This is a genomic window from Vallitalea sediminicola (assembly GCF_054408565.1).
The window spans coordinates 1-16,631 of record NZ_BTPT01000064.1 but is presented as its reverse complement, the minus strand read 5'-3'; the positions used below and the strand labels follow the sequence as shown (position 1 = coordinate 16,631).

Annotated in this window: 15 protein-coding genes, 1 pseudogene and 1 riboswitch; of the genes and pseudogenes, 15 read left to right on the top strand and 1 reads right to left on the bottom strand. The window is 29.6% G+C overall.

The window, feature by feature from the left end; all coding sequences use genetic code 11:
- Positions 1–2: 2 nt before the first annotated feature.
- The 9 genes from ACX6CF_RS21295 to ACX6CF_RS21255 all read left to right on the top strand — a co-directional run bounded on the left by ACX6CF_RS21295 (position 3) and on the right by ACX6CF_RS21255 (position 9,571).
- Positions 3–1,037, top strand: coding sequence for a FecCD family ABC transporter permease (locus ACX6CF_RS21295; protein ID WP_458787385.1), 1,035 nt, complete (start codon positions 3–5; stop codon positions 1,035–1,037).
- Complete coding sequence (locus ACX6CF_RS21290; RefSeq protein WP_458787384.1) at positions 1,037–1,813, top strand: ABC transporter ATP-binding protein; 777 nt, start codon at positions 1,037–1,039, stop codon at positions 1,811–1,813. The genes ACX6CF_RS21295 and ACX6CF_RS21290 overlap by 1 nt, the downstream gene beginning before the upstream one ends.
- Positions 1,814–1,831: 18 nt before the next feature.
- Positions 1,832–2,779 carry an alpha/beta fold hydrolase gene (locus ACX6CF_RS21285; RefSeq protein WP_458787383.1) on the top strand — a complete coding sequence of 316 codons (948 nt, stop codon included), beginning with the start codon at positions 1,832–1,834 and terminating at the stop codon, positions 2,777–2,779.
- Positions 2,780–3,004: 225 nt separating this feature from the next.
- A complete protein-coding gene (locus tag ACX6CF_RS21280; protein WP_458787382.1) occupies positions 3,005–3,604 on the top strand; it encodes a TetR/AcrR family transcriptional regulator in 600 nt (199 codons plus the stop codon).
- 147 nt (positions 3,605–3,751) lie between these two features.
- Complete coding sequence (locus ACX6CF_RS21275) at positions 3,752–5,131, top strand: MATE family efflux transporter (protein WP_458787381.1); 1,380 nt, start codon at positions 3,752–3,754, stop codon at positions 5,129–5,131.
- Positions 5,132–5,292: 161 nt separating this feature from the next.
- Positions 5,293–5,467: riboswitch (cobalamin riboswitch) on the top strand.
- A 189-nt stretch (positions 5,468–5,656) separates the two neighbouring features.
- Positions 5,657–6,667 carry a methyltransferase domain-containing protein gene (locus ACX6CF_RS21270; RefSeq protein ID WP_458787380.1) on the top strand — a complete coding sequence of 337 codons (1,011 nt, stop codon included), beginning with the start codon at positions 5,657–5,659 and terminating at the stop codon, positions 6,665–6,667.
- Positions 6,660–7,679 (top strand): FecCD family ABC transporter permease, encoded by a 1,020-nt coding sequence (locus tag ACX6CF_RS21265; RefSeq protein WP_458787379.1) that lies wholly within the window; start codon positions 6,660–6,662, stop codon positions 7,677–7,679. Before ACX6CF_RS21270 ends, ACX6CF_RS21265 begins: the two co-directional genes overlap by 8 nt.
- Positions 7,676–8,455 carry an ABC transporter ATP-binding protein gene (locus ACX6CF_RS21260; RefSeq protein ID WP_458787378.1) on the top strand — a complete coding sequence of 260 codons (780 nt, stop codon included), beginning with the start codon at positions 7,676–7,678 and terminating at the stop codon, positions 8,453–8,455. The genes ACX6CF_RS21265 and ACX6CF_RS21260 overlap by 4 nt, the downstream gene beginning before the upstream one ends.
- 24 nt (positions 8,456–8,479) lie before the next feature.
- The gene (locus ACX6CF_RS21255) at positions 8,480–9,571 is read left to right on the top strand and encodes an ABC transporter substrate-binding protein (protein ID WP_458787377.1); all 1,092 of its coding nucleotides are present in this window, start codon (positions 8,480–8,482) and stop codon (positions 9,569–9,571) included.
- A 70-nt stretch (positions 9,572–9,641) separates the two neighbouring features.
- Here ACX6CF_RS21255 and ACX6CF_RS21250 read toward each other — a convergent pair whose 3' ends face one another.
- Positions 9,642–10,679 carry a LacI family DNA-binding transcriptional regulator gene (locus ACX6CF_RS21250; RefSeq protein WP_458787376.1) on the bottom strand — a complete coding sequence of 346 codons (1,038 nt, stop codon included), beginning with the start codon at positions 10,677–10,679 and terminating at the stop codon, positions 9,642–9,644.
- Between the two features lie 255 nt (positions 10,680–10,934).
- On the opposite strand from ACX6CF_RS21250, the gene ACX6CF_RS21245 reads away from it, so the two are divergent.
- The 6 genes and pseudogenes from ACX6CF_RS21245 to ACX6CF_RS21220 all read left to right on the top strand — a co-directional run.
- The gene (locus ACX6CF_RS21245) at positions 10,935–12,029 is read left to right on the top strand and encodes a substrate-binding domain-containing protein (RefSeq protein WP_458787375.1); all 1,095 of its coding nucleotides are present in this window, start codon (positions 10,935–10,937) and stop codon (positions 12,027–12,029) included.
- Positions 12,030–12,107: 78 nt separating this feature from the next.
- The gene (locus ACX6CF_RS21240) at positions 12,108–13,625 is read left to right on the top strand and encodes a sugar ABC transporter ATP-binding protein (protein ID WP_458787374.1); all 1,518 of its coding nucleotides are present in this window, start codon (positions 12,108–12,110) and stop codon (positions 13,623–13,625) included.
- A 3-nt stretch (positions 13,626–13,628) separates the two neighbouring features.
- Positions 13,629–14,663: an ABC transporter permease gene (locus tag ACX6CF_RS21235; RefSeq protein ID WP_458787373.1), complete on the top strand. Its 1,035-nt coding sequence runs from the start codon at positions 13,629–13,631 to the stop codon at positions 14,661–14,663.
- A gap of 19 nt (positions 14,664–14,682) precedes the next feature.
- Positions 14,683–15,729 (top strand): ABC transporter permease, encoded by a 1,047-nt coding sequence (locus tag ACX6CF_RS21230; RefSeq protein ID WP_458787372.1) that lies wholly within the window; start codon positions 14,683–14,685, stop codon positions 15,727–15,729.
- A gap of 26 nt (positions 15,730–15,755) precedes the next feature.
- On the top strand, positions 15,756–16,313 hold the full coding sequence (gene hxlB / locus ACX6CF_RS21225; protein ID WP_458787371.1) for a 6-phospho-3-hexuloisomerase: 558 nt from the start codon (positions 15,756–15,758) through the stop codon (positions 16,311–16,313).
- Between the two features lie 206 nt (positions 16,314–16,519).
- Positions 16,520–16,631: pseudogene (locus ACX6CF_RS21220) on the top strand (IS200/IS605 family transposase); the annotation flags it as partial.

Below are 16,631 nucleotides of genomic sequence, written 5' to 3'. Positions count from 1 at the left end.
TAATGAAAATAGAAGAAAATAGTAATATATCATCTTACAAAAATGTAGTTTTTATAGTAGTAATATTATTGATAATAGTGAGTGTAATATCTTTATTAATAGGTCGATATGATATATCTGTGATGGATATCATTAAGATCTTTAGTGCTAAAATAAATCACTCTAGTTTACCAGATAATCTAGAAATTTCCTCTTATATAATATGTGATATTAGGATACCGCGTATTATATTAGCTGGAATTGTAGGCGCTTGTATTGCTGTAGCGGGAACTTGTATGCAAGGGTTATTACAAAATCCCCTTGTAAGCCCAGATGTACTTGGAGTTTCATCTGGTGCAGGATTTGGTGCAGCACTTGGTATTATACTAACAGCAAACAATTTGATAACAATACATATTTTATCTTTTGTATTTGGAATTGCCAGTATTTCTTTTGTATTTTTATTTTCAAAGATTAGGAAAGATCATTCAGTTTTATCAATCATATTAAGTGGTATTATTGTATCTTCCGTATTTATGTCTTTAATATCTATAACAAAGTACTTAGCAGATACAGAAGAAAAATTACCAGCTATTACTTTTTGGCTTATGGGTAGTTTTTCTAATGCTTCTTTTGAACAGATTAAGATCATCATAATACCTATAATGATTGGATTAATTGGTTTGACAATACTTAGATGGAAAATCAATATATTATCTTTAGGTGATGACGAAGCATTTACAATGGGGGTTAATCCTAAGAGACTTAGATGGGTTATTATCATATTATGTACGGTTATGGTTTCTTCAACAGTGACAGTAGCCGGTATTATCGGTTGGATAGGTTTAGTGATTCCGCATATATGCAGAAAGATCATTGGATATAATCATGGTTATTTAATTCCTTTATCTGGTCTGACTGGAGCTGTTTTTTTGATAATTGTTGACTGTTTAGCAAGGAATATTAGTTCATCTGAAATTCCTATAGGTATATTAACCGCTTTAATAGGTGCTCCAATTTTTGCTTTTTTATTTATGTATAAGAGAGGTGAAATATAATGTTGTTGAAATTAAAGAATTGCTGTTATTCTTATAGACCTGATGTACCAATATTAAAAGATATCAGCTTTTCCATAAAAGAAGGAGAAATTCTTGCAATCATGGGGTGTAATGGGATAGGTAAGACTACTCTATTAAAATGTATTGCTGGAATATTGAAATGGGATGAAGGGACTTGTATATTCAATGGACAAAATACAATTGATGCCAATAGAATCAAAGACATTGGTTATGTACCTCAAGCAAGAAAATTACCTTTTTCTTATTTAGTAAAAGATTTAGTAGTGTTCGGAAGAAATGGAAGCCATAATTATTTTCAATCTCCTAAAAAAGAAGATTATGATATAGTAGATAGTATTCTAAATGAATTAGGTATATATCATATAAGAGATTCGTATTGTAATGAATTAAGTGGTGGGCAATTACAGATGGTTTTCATCGCCAAGGCTTTAGCCTCTTTTCCAAAATTATTGATATTAGATGAACCAGAGTCACATCTAGATTTTTACAATCAATTTAAAGTATTACATACAATAAATAAATTAGCAGAAAAGAAAGGTATAAGTACTATAATTAATTCCCATTACCCTAATAATGTTATGAAAATAGCTAATAAATGCTTACTTCTTAGTAGCGACAAATATGTTTTTGGAGACATAAATAAAATAATGACAGAAAAGACAATGAAAGAATATTTTTATGTCAATTCAAAACTTATTGATCTACAATATCAAAATAAGAACATACCGTCATTTGTATTTTTAGGAACTTCTTAATGAAAGGGGGTGATAAGAATGAAGAAGAAGTTAGTAATAGTGTTAAGCATAATAATATTGATTATCATACTATTACCAGTTTTTACAGGCGACTTAGAGAAAGAAACATTGAATCAAGAAACAAGAGCCAAGCTAGATGGAAGTTTCATTGAACTTTCTAATGGTTATACACATTATGAATTGAAAGGTCCTGTAGATGGAAAAACAATAATTCTAGTGCATGGTAATGCTGCACCATATTTTACTTGGGATAATAATATTGATGCATTAATTAATGCGGGATTTAGAGTCCTAAGATATGATGTATATGGGCATGGATTTTCTGATAGACCGGATATGAAAAAATACAATAGAGAACTATATGATAAACAGCTTGTTGAACTCAAGGAAAAATTAGACATAAATGAACCTGTTTATATAGTTGGTACTTCTCAAGGAGGTAGTATTAGTACTTATTTTACAGCATCACATCCCGAGGAAGTTGAAAAATTAGCTTTACTTTCTCCGCTTTTTGATGATTATATCGGCAAAGGACTTGTTAATTTATTTAAAATAAATTACTTTGGAGATTATTTGATGTCTATAATTGGAGACAAGATAGGCACAGATCCTTCAAACGTTCTATATTCAGATGATAAAAAGCAAGAGCTAATTAATAAATTAAATAAACAAATAAATTATAAAGGCAAGAAAAAAGCTGTTTTAGCTAATATGAGAGGCGACGCATTAGATGATGCAACTATATATTACGAACAGTTAAATCAAATGGATATTCCTGTATTCTTGACATGGGGTGAAAACGATAAAAGCAATACTAGAGAATCTATGGAAAATCTATGCAAATTGGTTCCAAAAACCCAGTATCATGAAATAAAAGTAGCATCACACTTAGCACACTATGAGTTTCCAGAGAAAATCAATAGTTTATTGATAGATTTCCTAAAAAGTGAAGAAACATCTAATTAGTAAAATATAGAATAGGATGGTATGTTAATATAACCATCCTGTTTTATTGAATCAAAAAACTCTAGACATTGAAAATAATATATGATATACTTGTCAATGAAATTGATAATCATTATTATTAAAACTACATTAAGTTATTATAAAATAGATTTACATCTCTCTTATTGAAAAGCATAGTTATATATGTTAATATTATAGCAAAATCCCAGTTATTGGAGTGAGAGGATGGCAAAATTTCAAAGAAAGACTAAAGAAGAAAGAGAAAAAGAAATTAAAAAAGCTGCACTTGAAGTGTTTTTAAGAAAAGGGTATCGTAATACAACAATGGAAGATGTTATTAGTGAAACAAGTCTCTCAAAAGGGGGCGTTTATAGATATTTTAAAAGTCCAAAAGATATTATGATATCAATTATGAAGGATGGCAACAATATTGATAATGAATATTTTAAAGAAATCAGTGAATCTGTAACGGACAAGAAAGAGATGTGTAACCTTCTTGCTAATAAAGCCATGGATAAAGTATTAAACCCTTCACCTGAAAAAAAATTATATCTTATGTTTGTTTATGAGATTTTATATGATGAAAAACTAGAAGAAATATTTCTAGGGTTCGAAAGAGATACTTTTACTCAACTTGAAAGGTTATTCGGTGATAGGATATCTTTTTTCAAGGAAAAGAAAGAAGAAAGAAATAGGCTTTTCATGAGTAGACTTATCAATGGTATGTTATTGACCCATGCACTTTTTTCAGATAAACTAATTTTTGATGAACACAGGGAGTATCTTCATAAAATGTTTTTTGATTTTTTCAATGAATACTTATAGAAGTAAAATCGTTTTAATACAATGTAAAAAAATTTAATTTTTAACTGACGGTGACGTCACTTGCTATAAAAATAAGTGATATGTTTATTTACTATTAATTAATATCACTTATATATAAATATTATTAATTAAAGGAGGAAAATAAATATGAGCGAAAACAGAAAAGCATTACTAGAAATGAATATGGGTAAACTTTTTATGAAACTCGCTATACCTGGTATCATTGGAATGCTGGCAGTAGGTTTATATAATATGGTAGATGCTATATTTGTAGGACAGTTTGTAAGTGGAGCAGGAGTTGGAGCAATAACTATGGCTTATAATATTGTTCTAATCAATCAAGCTATTCTAACTTTATTTGCAACAGGAGCAATGTCTCTTTTATCAAGGGCTCTAGGTGAAAAAGATGAGGAAACTATTAATAAGTTATTTGGAAATGTAATTATAGGTGTTGCCATAATATCAGGAATACTAACAATTATAATCTGTTTATTTGCAACACCAATTCTTCAATTTCTCGGTGCAAAAGATGAAATATTAGTTCTAGGTGAAAAGTACATAAGAATTATAGCTTTAGGATTTATATTTGGTGGGGTAGGACCTGCACTTAATATGCTGATTCGTGGAGAAGGCAAGATGAAAGCTGCTATGAAGATTGTTTTCATTGGTATGATCATTAATATTATTTTAGATCCAATTTTTATTATAGTATTTGGAATGGGAATAGAAGGTGCTGCAATAGCAACTGTTATCAGCCAGATTATATATTTAATAGGTGATATTGTCTATTTCAAATCAGGAAAAAGTGTTATTAAATTAACTAAAAAAAGCATAAAGATATCAATGGATGTCATGCCGAAAATGTTGAGTGTTGGGTTCTCAGGAATGTTAATGCAAGTCATGTCTGCTATACAATTAGCTATATTACTTAGGTTGATGTCTTCTTATGGAGGAAATAACAGTATTATAGTTCTAAGTTCAGCACAACGTATTATGATGTTTGCTTTTATTCCAATGTGGGGAATAGGTCAAGGATTACAACCTATTTTAGGAGCAAATTATGGTGCTAAACAATTTGCTAGAGTAAAAGAAGCTTTTGTATCATTTACTAAAATAGCTACTTGGATATCCGGTATATTATGGCTATTGTTTATGTTATTGCCTAAATTCATACTTGGTTGGTTTATTACTGATTCAGCTTTAGTTTCAGAAGGAGTTAATAGCTTTAGAATGTATTTATGTGTATTTGTTTTATATGGACTAATGATTACATCTATTACATTATACCAAGCTCTTGGTAAAGCTGGTAAAGCGGCATTGATAGTCATGGGCAGACAAATATTGTTCTTCATCCCATTGTCTCTAATATTACCATTATTTATGAAAGAAACAGGTGTATGGTTAGCGTTACCAATTGGCGATTTCTTAACAATATCACTATCTATTGTTTTTACCATAGGTGAATTTACTGCATTGAATAAGCAGATAAAAGGTTATAATAATTCTTTTGCTAAAGAGGGCATTTGATAAGACTAAAATAATTGTAATATAAATAATTAGTTGAAATATTTGATGAATTATAGTGATATTTAAAGTTTTTATGTAAATTATAATTTTTTATTAATTAATTTTGACGAATACTGATATATAATTGACATTGAATTTTTAATATGATAGAATGAAAAAAATTAATAGAATACATATATGGTAATTATAAATATTAAAAGGGAATGCAGTGAAATTCTGCAACAGCCCCCGCTGCTGTAATAGGGACAAGTGTTTAATATGCCACTGAGAAATTGGGAAGGTAATAACATTTGGTTGAACTTAAGTCAGAAGACCTGCCAAATATGTTTAAGTATATCTTTCGGCGGGAAAGTGAGTATTATCTAAATGCATAGTATACTATGTTTTTATTGTTTTGCTTTTAAACTGCCTAATAGGCAGTTTTTTTAATGTAATCCTATTCTAAAAACATATGAAATAGAAGTTATTTCATATGTGCTAAGGAAATCATAGATTAAAAAAATAAAATTGGGAGTGATATTTAGTATGAAAACAGCAACTAGTATACCAAAGTACGATGCGAGTAAATTTATGGGGAAGACTCATGATTTTTTAGAGACTCAATTAATGTATGCAGCAATAGAACTGAATTTGTTTGGTAAATTACAGTTCCCTGTTACAATTCAAGAATTAGTTAATCAAACTGGATACAATTCAAGGAATTTAGAACTTCTTTTGAATGCATTAACCGCTATCAATTTTTTAAGAAAAGAAGGTGATAAATTCTCTAATTTACCAGAAACTAATTATTATTTAAACCCAGGTAGTAAGATGTATGTGGGAGAACATCTTCTTTATTGGAGAGATATGACAAACCTCGCAAACGTTGTAGAATTAGTTCAAGATGGTTCTAAAAAAGTGGATTTCAAAGACCAGAACGGTTCTGATTTTTTTGATTTTCGTTCCATGAATCAAGGAGCAAGAAATACAATGTATTTGGGAAGAGTTCAGAAATTTATTTCTTTAATAAATAGATATTTTGATAAAGAGGAGGAATTTAAAGTATTAGATATGGGTGGTGGTTCAGGAATCATGTCTATTGAAATTGCCAGAAATTTTCCTAACGCAAAGGGTGTAGTATTTGATCAACCTTTCGTAACAGAATTGACGCAAGAAGTTATAGAAGAATATAAAGTAGCCGAACAAATAAGTACTCAATCTGGTAATTTTGTTACGGATTCTTTTGATGACAAATACGATCTTATAATAGCTTCAGGGGTTTTAGATTTTGTCGGAGATTTGGAAAAAATGATAAGTAAATTATGCGATTCACTTAATGATGATGGTTATATTTACATAAGTACTCATGGAATTAATGAGGAATTTACAGCTCCCAAAAAGTATATTTTGGGATGGTTGTCAAGTCATTTAAATGGTTTAGATATTTTGAAACCAGATCCTATAATAAGAAAGACAATTAAAGATTCTGGACTTGAAATTATATTTAATGATGAAAGTGGACTTAATTATATGGTAAGGAAGAAAAAATATGAATGAAGGGGGAGAAAAACGTGTTATAAAAATTATCGCAATGGGAATAATTCTTCTTCTAGCAATTAGTTTTATTTCACTTTTTTTAGGGCGCTATTCCTTATCGCCATTAGAAGTGATAAAGATATTACAGCATAAGATTTTAGGTATAGAAGAAACAGGTGCTTCAGTTAATGTTGTATGGAATATCCGTATGCCAAGAATATTTTTGAATATTTTAGTTGGAGCGGGTTTAGCAGCTTCAGGAACTGCTTTTCAAGGTGTATTTCAAAATAGATTGGTAAGTCCAGATATCTTAGGTGTAAGTAATGGAGCTGGATTCGGTGCAGCATTGGCCATGTTTTTAGGCTCAGCATCACCTTTTGGAATTGCTACTATGGCTTTTTTAGGGGGATTAATAAGTGTTGCATTGACTTATTCTATCTCCAAAATCAAAAAAGAACATTCTACACTTGCTTTAGTTCTCTCTGGTATTATTGTTGCATCATTTTTTAGTGCTTTAATATCTTTTATAAAATTAGTGGCAGATACTGATTCTGTTTTACCATCAATAACTTATTGGCTAATGGGAAGCTTTGCAAGTGCAACTATGGATAAGTTTTTGTTTGCAAGTATTTTCGTAGGTATTGGTTTGGTCATATTATTTTTAATGCGTTGGAAACTAAATATACTTTCTATGGGTGATGAAGAAGCATACACTTTAGGCATAGACCCTGCTAAGAACCGAATGGTAATTATTCTTGCTTGTACATTTATAACAGCAGCTTGTGTGACTGTAACAGGAATTATTGGTTGGATAGGAATGATAATGCCTAATATGTGCCGTGAGTATGTAAGTGCAAATAATAAATTATTATTACCGGCATCAGCAGTTTTGGGAGCTTTATTCATGGTTGTAGTTGACTTGATAGCCCGGTGTGCAACTGCAGCTGAAATTCCTATCGGTATTTTGACCGCTATTGTAGGAGCGCCAGTTTTTGTATTAATCTTTTTTAAGAGAGGAGGAGCTATTAGTTGAAACTTGCTGTTGTAAATGGATGCTTTAGTTATGATTATAATAAGCCAATTTTAAAAAATCTTTCTATTGACCTAGATGAAGGAAAGTTTCTATGTGTATTAGGACAAAATGGAATAGGTAAAACAACTTTTTTACATTGCCTTACAGGAATTTTAAAATTACAGTCTGGAAATATAACCTTAAACGGAAAAATAATCGATGGAATTTCTAAATTGACAGATGTTGCGTATGTTCCACAAGCTCATAATGTTTCTTTTCCCTATACTGCCCTTGATATGGTTTGCATGGGAAGAACAAAACATATGAAATTTTTTTCAATGCCTTCAAAATTAGATAGAAATATTGCAATGGAAAGCCTTGAACAAATGGGAATAGAATATTTAGCAGAAAGAAAATGTTCTCAGATGAGTGGCGGACAATTACAAATGGTTTATATTGCAAGGGCACTTGCGGGAAATCCTAAACTGCTGATTTTAGACGAACCAGAAGCACATCTGGATTTTAAGAATCAAGAATTAATATTGAGGAAATTGAAAAAATTAGTTGAAGAAAGAAATATTTCTTGTATTATGAATACTCATAATCCGGAACACGCTTTGAGAGTAGCTGATTATTCACTTCTATTAGGTAAAGAAGGAAGCTATGAATTTGGAAAGACTACTACAGTTCTAACGGAAGAAAATATAAGTAAATTTTTTGAAGTTAAAACTAGGATATTGAATTTAGCAACATTAGGTATCAATACGAAAGCATTCGCATTAGTAACTGAATTATAAAAAAGAAAGGTTGATGTGATAATTATGAATAACAAAAGAAAAATGTTGGTTTTATTGATAATATTAATAAATACAATGATTTTATGTTCTTGTGGGAACAAAGAGGTCACGGAAAGTAAAACAAATGTAGAAGTTAGTACTCGAGCTATTGTAGATTTAGCAGGTAATGAAGTAAAAATACCTGGAGCAAGTGAAATAAATAATGTTGTTATTGTTGCACCACCATTACTTGCAACTTTTGCAAGTGTAGTAAAAGATACAGAAAAGTTAGTGGGAATTCATCCAGCTTCAATCAATAATGCAAATAAAGATATCTTGAATCTTTTAGTACCTAATTGGGAAACAATCAATACCTCTTTTTTGAAAGGATATACATCTAATGGGGAAGAAGTATTAAAAATGAACCCTGATATAATTCTAATTTATGGAGATTTCCAAAGAAAAGGATTAGAAAATATAAATGTTCCAATTATAGATTTTTATTTGGAAGATGTGGAAAATGAGATATGGTCAGTAAAAGTAGATATATTGATGCGTGAAATCTTTGAGATAGATAAAGATGACACTTTGCAGAAAGAATGGGATGAAGCAAATAAAATTGTTGAAGATGCTCTCAAAAACGTAACAGAAGACAATAAAAAACAAGGATTAATGGTTAGAAATAATAATAAAGAGTCATTTAGCGTAAGAGGTGGAAATTATTATGGAGATGATTGGTTAGTTAAAACTGGACTTGAAAATCTCGCTGGAGATTTAAAGGGCGATAATGCCCAAGTTTCAATGGAACAATTATATGAGTGGGATCCAGATATAGTTTATGATTTTGTAGGAATAGATGCGGATGTTTATCTGGAAAATGGAATAGAGGGTAAGGATTGGTCACAAGTAAAAGCGTTTAAGAATAAACAGATATTTGACATGCCAAAAGGTATGTTTAACTGGGGTTCCCCTAATGTAGATTCTCCACTTACTCTTATTTGGATGACAATGAAAAATTATCCTGATACTATAAGCCAAGATTTCTTTAATAAATATATGAAAGATTTTTATGAACGTCAATATGACATTGAACTAACAGATGAATTAATTGAGTCTATCCTAGACCCTATAAAATAATAATAAAAAAGCTGATAGATTTTATAATCTTATCAGTTTTTATTTTACTTATATTTTATTGAATGCATTATTAATAATTAGGCAAAATATTTTCTTTTATTCTAATATCAATTTTAGTATAATATTTATCTTTACTAGGATATTCATTTTTAATAATATAATTGAACATAAGTTTTGCAGATACATAACCTTGATCAAAAACATTTTGGCAGATAGTAGCATCAATAGTATCTTCAAGGACATATTCAAGAGTTCTCGGTAAATCTCCAAAAGTAATTACACATATTTTCTTTTCCAATTTTAATTCTTTTAGTGCTTTAACTACTCCATAAATACCACTACCTGTTATGTAAAGAGCATTAATATTTTTATATTCCTTAAGGATTCTAAGTGTTTGTAAATATGAATCTATATCATCTCCATTATTTTCACAAATCTCAACAATCTCAAAATCATGGTAATTTTTTTTGGCATTATTTATAAATCCTTCAACACGTTGACTATGACTAAGCGATTTAGTAGAACCAGTTATAATTGCTAATTTAAAGTTTCTATTAGTAACAAGTGCCAACATACCTTCGGCAGTTTTACCACTTTGGTAATAATCATGTCCAACATAACATAAGCGTTTAGATTTTTCAATATCAGAATTAAGAGTAATAACAGGAATTTTGCTTTCTGTTAATTGAATTATTTTATCCTTCAATTTTTCAGTATTAACTGGAGAAATCAACAATCCATTCATGCCCTTTTTTTCCAATTCTGTTATATATTTAAGTTGATTATATTCGTCAAATCCATATGTTTGATAAATTTCTAATTGAATACCATAATTGCTGAATTCTTCTTGCGCCAATAACAATCCTGATTTCATATTATCAAAAAAATAATTTTCATTTGCAGGTAAAATAATACCTACAGTAGTTCGCTTTTTTGTTCTAGCTAATGCTGATGCAGCCGTATTAGGTGTGTAACCAAGTTCAGCAGCAATTTTTTTAATTCTTGCACTAACTTCTGGACTAACACCTCCTCTGTTATGAAGTGCTCTATCAACTGTTCCTCTAGATACATTGGCAAGTTTAGCTATTTGTTCTGAAGTAATTGCCATCCAATTGCCTCCTTTATTTCTATTACGTGTACGAGAACACGTAAATAGCATCTATATACTACAAAACATTTATTTGGAATGTTTTAACTATCATATTAAATTATATCACTAAATAATAAATTTACAAGTCTTTGTGTCTTTGTATTAATAAAATACTATTGACAACTGACTAGGTATAGTTGTATAATATACACAATCCGTGCACGTGAACGGAGACGCCGAATAATATTATTTACTAATAGGAGGAAGGAAAATATGAAAAATATCGTTAAAATTTTATGTTTGATTCTTAGTATGATGTTAATGGTAAGTGTGTTGGGAGCTTGTTCTAATAATGAAAAATCAAAAGATGCTAATACTAGTAGTAAATCAGAAGATAATAAAAGCAATAAAAAGAATGAGACCACTACTAGTAAAAATGAAAAGTTTAAAATTGTAATGGTTGCTAAACACGAGGGGATTCCATGGTTTGATGATATGAGATTAGGTGTAAATAGTTTTGGTGAGAAATATTCAGACTTTGTTGAAGCTAAACAAATTGCACCTGAAGGTGGTGATCCAGCTAAACAAGTTCAAATGGTAGAAGATCTAATTGCTCAAGGCGTAGATGCTATTATAGTAGTTCCTAATGATCCTCAATCAATGAAACCGGTACTTCAAAAAGCTAAAGATAAAGGAATTATAACTATTAGCCATGAAGCAACTAATTTAACGGATGTTGTAGATTATGATATTGAAGCATTTAAAAATGAAGATTTTGGTAAATTAATGTTTGAAAATCTAGCATCAGCAATGGGTGGTAAAGGGCAATTTGTAGCAATGGTTGGCGGATTAACAATGCAAACACATATGGAATGGTATAATGCAGGAATGACTTATCTTGCAGAAAAATATCCTGAAATAGAAGCAGTATCTGAACAACCATACGAAGATAAAAATGATGACACAATAGCAAGAGATAAAGCTTTAGAAATATTAAAAGCATATCCAGATATTAAAGGTTTTGTTGGAACATCAGTTTCATCTGGAAGTAATTTTGCTGCAGTATTAAAAGATAAAAACAGAACAGATGTAGCTGTAGTTAGTCTAGGTATACCATCAGTTTCATCATCTTACATAAATGAAGGTTACATGAGTCACGCACAATGTTGGAGACCAGCAGATGTAGGTTATGCTAGTTGTTTGGTTGCATTAAAAATGTTACAAGGAGAAACAATAAGTAATGGTATAAATTTAGATGTACCAGGATACGAAAGTATAGTTATTGATAAAGAGAATAAAATTATTTATGGTGATGCACCTATGATTCTTAAGGCAGGTCAATTTGAGGATGGAAAATATCCTTTCTAAATTAACTAATAGACATTAATTGAGAGCAATCTCATTTAATGTCTATACAATTTCAAGTAAATGAAGGAGGCAATTAATATGTCAAAACCAATACTAATTGCAAAAAATATATATAAATCATTTGGGGGAATAAAAGCTCTTAAAGGCGTTGATTTAAATATTAATGAAGGAGAAATACGTTGTATTGCTGGAGAAAATGGATGTGGAAAATCTACTATTGTTAAGATAGCTAGTGGTGTTTATAAAGCAGATTCTGGCACACTTCAAATTAATGGTCACATTTACGAAGAATTAAGTCCGATAACAAGTATTAATGAAGGTATACAAGTTATTTATCAAGATTTGTCATTATTTAATCATATGAATGTAGCTGAGAATATAGCATTTAATAAACAAATATATGAAAAAAAACACTTTATGAATTGGAAGGAAGTTCAAAAATTAGTTTCAGAACAATTGGAACAAATAGGTGTGAATTTGGATTTAAATGCAACTGTTGGTAGTTTATCTATTGCAAATCGTCAATTAATAGCTATATCTAGAGCGCTAATGCTAAATGCAAAAATTTTATTTATGGATGAACCGACAACTGCTTTAACAAAAACTGAAGTTGATCGCCTATTATCTATTGTTGTTGAACTCAAGAAAAAAGGATTAGGTATTGTTTTTATTAGCCATAAGCTTAATGAAGTATTTAAAGTAGCTGATCAAATTACCATATTGAGAGATGGAATAAAAGTAGGAGATTTTTCAAAAAGTGAATTGAATGAGAAAAGTTTGAGCTTTTATATGACAGGCAGAGAAGTAGAATACCCTAAATATATAAGAAATACAAAAGATGATACAGAATTATTGGAAGTACAAGGATTGACTAAGAAAGGTAATTATGAAAACATTAATTTTACTATGAATAAAGGTGATATATTAGGTATTACTGGGTTATTAGGTTCTGGTAGAACAGAATTGGCATTATCTTTGTTTGGTTTAAACAAGCCAGATTCAGGTAAAATATTTATAGATAAAAAAGAAGTGGAAATTTGCAAGCCAGAAAATGCGGTTAAACATGGTATCGCATTATTACCTGAAGATAGACATACACAAGGATTATTTTTAAATCAGAGTATTAAAGAAAATGTAAGTTCAACAATATTGGATAGTTTGAAATCAAATTTTGGGTTTATTAACAAGAATAAAAACACTAAATATGCAACTGATGTAGTATACGGTATGAATGTTAATACTAAGAATATAGATTTATTATCAAAAAATCTATCTGGAGGAAATCAACAAAAAATTGTTATTGGAAAATGGGTTATCAGAGAACCTAAAATTTTTATACTAGATTCTCCTACAGTGGGTATAGATATTGGTTCAAAAGCTGAAATATATAAAAAAATTCATGATTACGCTAATCAAGGTATGGGAGTAATTTTAATTTCAGATGAAATAGAAGAGATATTAGCTAATGCAAATAAATTATTAGTTATGTATGATGGTCAAATAATTAAATCATATGACGAAGAAGAAATGCAAAATCCTAATATAAAAACTGTACTTATAAATCAAATAAATAACCCAGTTAATATGGAGGTCTAAAATATGGATAGTACAAAACAGGGTAAATTGAAAATAAACAAAAGAAAATTAACTGATATGGAAAAATATTTACTTATTATCATGATTGGGTATATCTTATTAGTAAGTTTTGTCAATCCTATGTTTTTAAGCTTCGAAACATTATTTGACATGTTGAGAAGTGGATCGGGGACAATGATATTAGCTCTAGGCGTAATGATTGTCATTATTTCAGGAGGAATTGATGTTTCATTTACTTCTATTGCAATTATCGGAGCTTATTCTGCTATTAATATAATGTTAGAATTTAATATTGATAACATTTATTTCGCATTATTAGTATCAGGTGGTATCGGTATATTTTTAGGTTCTATTAATGCATTAATCATTTACTTTTTCAAATTGCCCACATTAATTGTAACTTTAGGTACTTCAAGTGTTTTCTATGGATTTATGACAACATTTATTGGGACAAAATCTATTCCATTAGCTCAAATGCCAAGTAGTCTTGTTGATTTTGGATCTAAAAATATTTTAACCTTATCAAATAAACATGGTCGATACGGTTTATCAGTATTTATAATAGTTATTTTAATTGTATTATTTATAACATGGTTTGTGATGCAGAAAACAATGCTTGGAAGGAAGATAATCGCCATTGGAAATAACGAAGAATTTGCTAAACGTATTGGGGTAAATATATTACAGACAAAACTATTCATTTATTGTTATATGGGATTGTTATCAGGTATAATGGGCATAATTTATTTCAGTGATTTAAAGATAGTTAATCCAGTAACTCTAGTTGGTTCAGAATTGATGATTATTGCTGCAGTTGTTATTGGTGGTGTTAAATTAACTGGAGGACATGGAACAATATTAGGCACAGTACTTGGAGTATTATTGATTCAATTGTTCAAAAGTACTTTGGTTTTTCTAGGTCTATCAACATCGTGGAACGATTTATTTATTGGTTGTATCTTAATTTTTAGTGTATGTATTATATCTTATAAAGAAAGAATAAGGAACCAAAAAGAATTAAGATTCAATGACCAATAATAAAAAAGGAGATTGAAATATGGAAAATGTTCAATTTAAAAATAGAATAGATATACTTCTAAAATATACAAAAAAAGATATAGGACTAAGTGTTTTAGGAATTGCAACAATAATGATTACCTTTATTTTAAGTATCACTCTAGGAAAATCATTTTTTTCAATAAATAACTTTCAATCTATGATGTTTCAAATAAGTGAATTTGGGTTTTTAGCTTTAGGTATGTCTATTGCTATGTTAACTGGTGGAATTGATTTGTCAATAGTTTCTAATGCTGGTCTTTCAGGTGTACTAGCAGCATTAGTAATGTCAGGCAAAATCATTCCAATAACTGATAATAATCAATTATTTATTATTATTTTAGCAATAGCAGTTGCAATTATAAATTCCATATTATGTGGTTTTATAAATGGTATATTAATAGCTAAAATATCAGTTCCACCTATTATTGCAACATTAGGTACAATGATATTATTTAGTGGCATAGGTATGGCATTGACCAATGGTGAAAGTGTAGGATTATTGGTTGATAATTATTGGAAATTTGGAACATCCACAATTGGGCTAATACCATATATTTTTATCATAATGGTAATAACAATGATTCTAATAAATTTTTTCCTATCAAAGCATAAATTAGGTAAAGAAATATATTTGATTGGCGAAAATAAAATTGCATCATTATTTTCAGGACAGAATACTGAAAAAATAATTATTAGAATTTATATGATTATAGGTTTTTTATCAGGAATTGCATCGTTAATTATGATTTCACGTGTAAATTCTGCTCGTATGGGATTTGGTGATACATATCAATTACAAGCTATCCTAGTTGCTGTATTAGCGGGCTATGATCCAAATGGAGGTAAAGGAAAAGTACTAGGAGTAGTCTTAGGTATTACATTACTACAATTTTTACAAAGTGCTTTTACTATATTAAACTTCACTCCATATTCAAAAAAACTAATATGGGGTTCTATGTTACTTATTGTCATGATCATAAATTATTTTTTGAATAAAGAAAAAAAGCCTAGAAAAGTAGCTGTAAAAGAAGTTTCTAAACAATAGTATAATTTTAATATGGAGGTACTGTCATGGAATATAATAATATGTATAAGACAATACTAAATGAATTAGAACAAGTTTTTGATAGAATCAATTTAAATCAAGTTAATGATTTAATTTCTGCCATTGAAAAACATAAAAGAATATTTCTAATGGGAGTAGGTCGTGAAGGATTAGCTACTAAAGGATTTGCAATGAGGTTAATGCATTTTGGTAAAGAAGTTCATTGGTGTTGGGATGATACAACACCAAGCGTTACAGAAGATGATTTATTTATTTTCACATCTGGCTCTGGTGAAATAGGTCATATTCATTATGTGGTAGAAGAAGTAAGAAAAACTAATGCAACAATAGCATTGATAACTGGGGTACCAGATAGAAAAACTGCTTCATTAGCAGATATTATAGTTTGGGTTCCAGCAAGTGTTTATAAAGGTAAAGATAATGTTGTACCATCTATACAACCAATGGGGAATTTATTTGAACAATCTTTATTTATATTACTTGATATGATAATTATTATGTTAGTCGATGAATCAGATAATACATTTGATCATATGTCTGCTAGACATAGAAATTTTGAATGAAAATATTAATCCCCCAGCTATGCTGGGGCGAATAGAGTAAGCGGTAGTGTTAAGTATGTTATTAAAAAGCCTCCTATGGTAAGATGATACTGGTGTCGCAAGCCAATATCAAATAGGAGGCGGTCCTAATGGACAGTTCAAGTTTATCACACACTAGATGGAAATGCCAATATCATATCGTATTTATTCCAAAGTACAGACGTAAAGTGCTATATGGACAAATAAGAGCAGATATTAAAGAGATTATGCGAATATAAAAGAGTTGAGATAATTGAAGGAGCAGTATGCCAAGACCACGTACATTTATGTGTAAGTATA

Bases quoted from the DNA above. Each gene is read 5' to 3' on its own strand.
- ACX6CF_RS21295 (WP_458787385.1), top strand. From the start codon at position 3: ATGAAAATAGAAGAAAATAGTAATATATCATCTTACAAAAATGTAGTT.
- ACX6CF_RS21290 (WP_458787384.1), top strand. From the start codon at position 1,037: ATGTTGTTGAAATTAAAGAATTGCTGTTATTCTTATAGACCTGATGTA.
- ACX6CF_RS21285 (WP_458787383.1), top strand. From the start codon at position 1,832: ATGAAGAAGAAGTTAGTAATAGTGTTAAGCATAATAATATTGATTATC.
- ACX6CF_RS21280 (WP_458787382.1), top strand. From the start codon at position 3,005: ATGGCAAAATTTCAAAGAAAGACTAAAGAAGAAAGAGAAAAAGAAATT.
- ACX6CF_RS21275 (WP_458787381.1), top strand. From the start codon at position 3,752: ATGAGCGAAAACAGAAAAGCATTACTAGAAATGAATATGGGTAAACTT.
- ACX6CF_RS21270 (WP_458787380.1), top strand. From the start codon at position 5,657: ATGAAAACAGCAACTAGTATACCAAAGTACGATGCGAGTAAATTTATG.
- ACX6CF_RS21265 (WP_458787379.1), top strand. From the start codon at position 6,660: ATGAATGAAGGGGGAGAAAAACGTGTTATAAAAATTATCGCAATGGGA.
- ACX6CF_RS21255 (WP_458787377.1), top strand. From the start codon at position 8,480: ATGAATAACAAAAGAAAAATGTTGGTTTTATTGATAATATTAATAAAT.
- ACX6CF_RS21250 (WP_458787376.1), bottom strand. From the start codon at position 10,679: ATGGCAATTACTTCAGAACAAATAGCTAAACTTGCCAATGTATCTAGA.
- ACX6CF_RS21245 (WP_458787375.1), top strand. From the start codon at position 10,935: ATGAAAAATATCGTTAAAATTTTATGTTTGATTCTTAGTATGATGTTA.
- ACX6CF_RS21240 (WP_458787374.1), top strand. From the start codon at position 12,108: ATGTCAAAACCAATACTAATTGCAAAAAATATATATAAATCATTTGGG.
- ACX6CF_RS21235 (WP_458787373.1), top strand. From the start codon at position 13,629: ATGGATAGTACAAAACAGGGTAAATTGAAAATAAACAAAAGAAAATTA.
- ACX6CF_RS21230 (WP_458787372.1), top strand. From the start codon at position 14,683: ATGGAAAATGTTCAATTTAAAAATAGAATAGATATACTTCTAAAATAT.
- hxlB (WP_458787371.1), top strand. From the start codon at position 15,756: ATGGAATATAATAATATGTATAAGACAATACTAAATGAATTAGAACAA.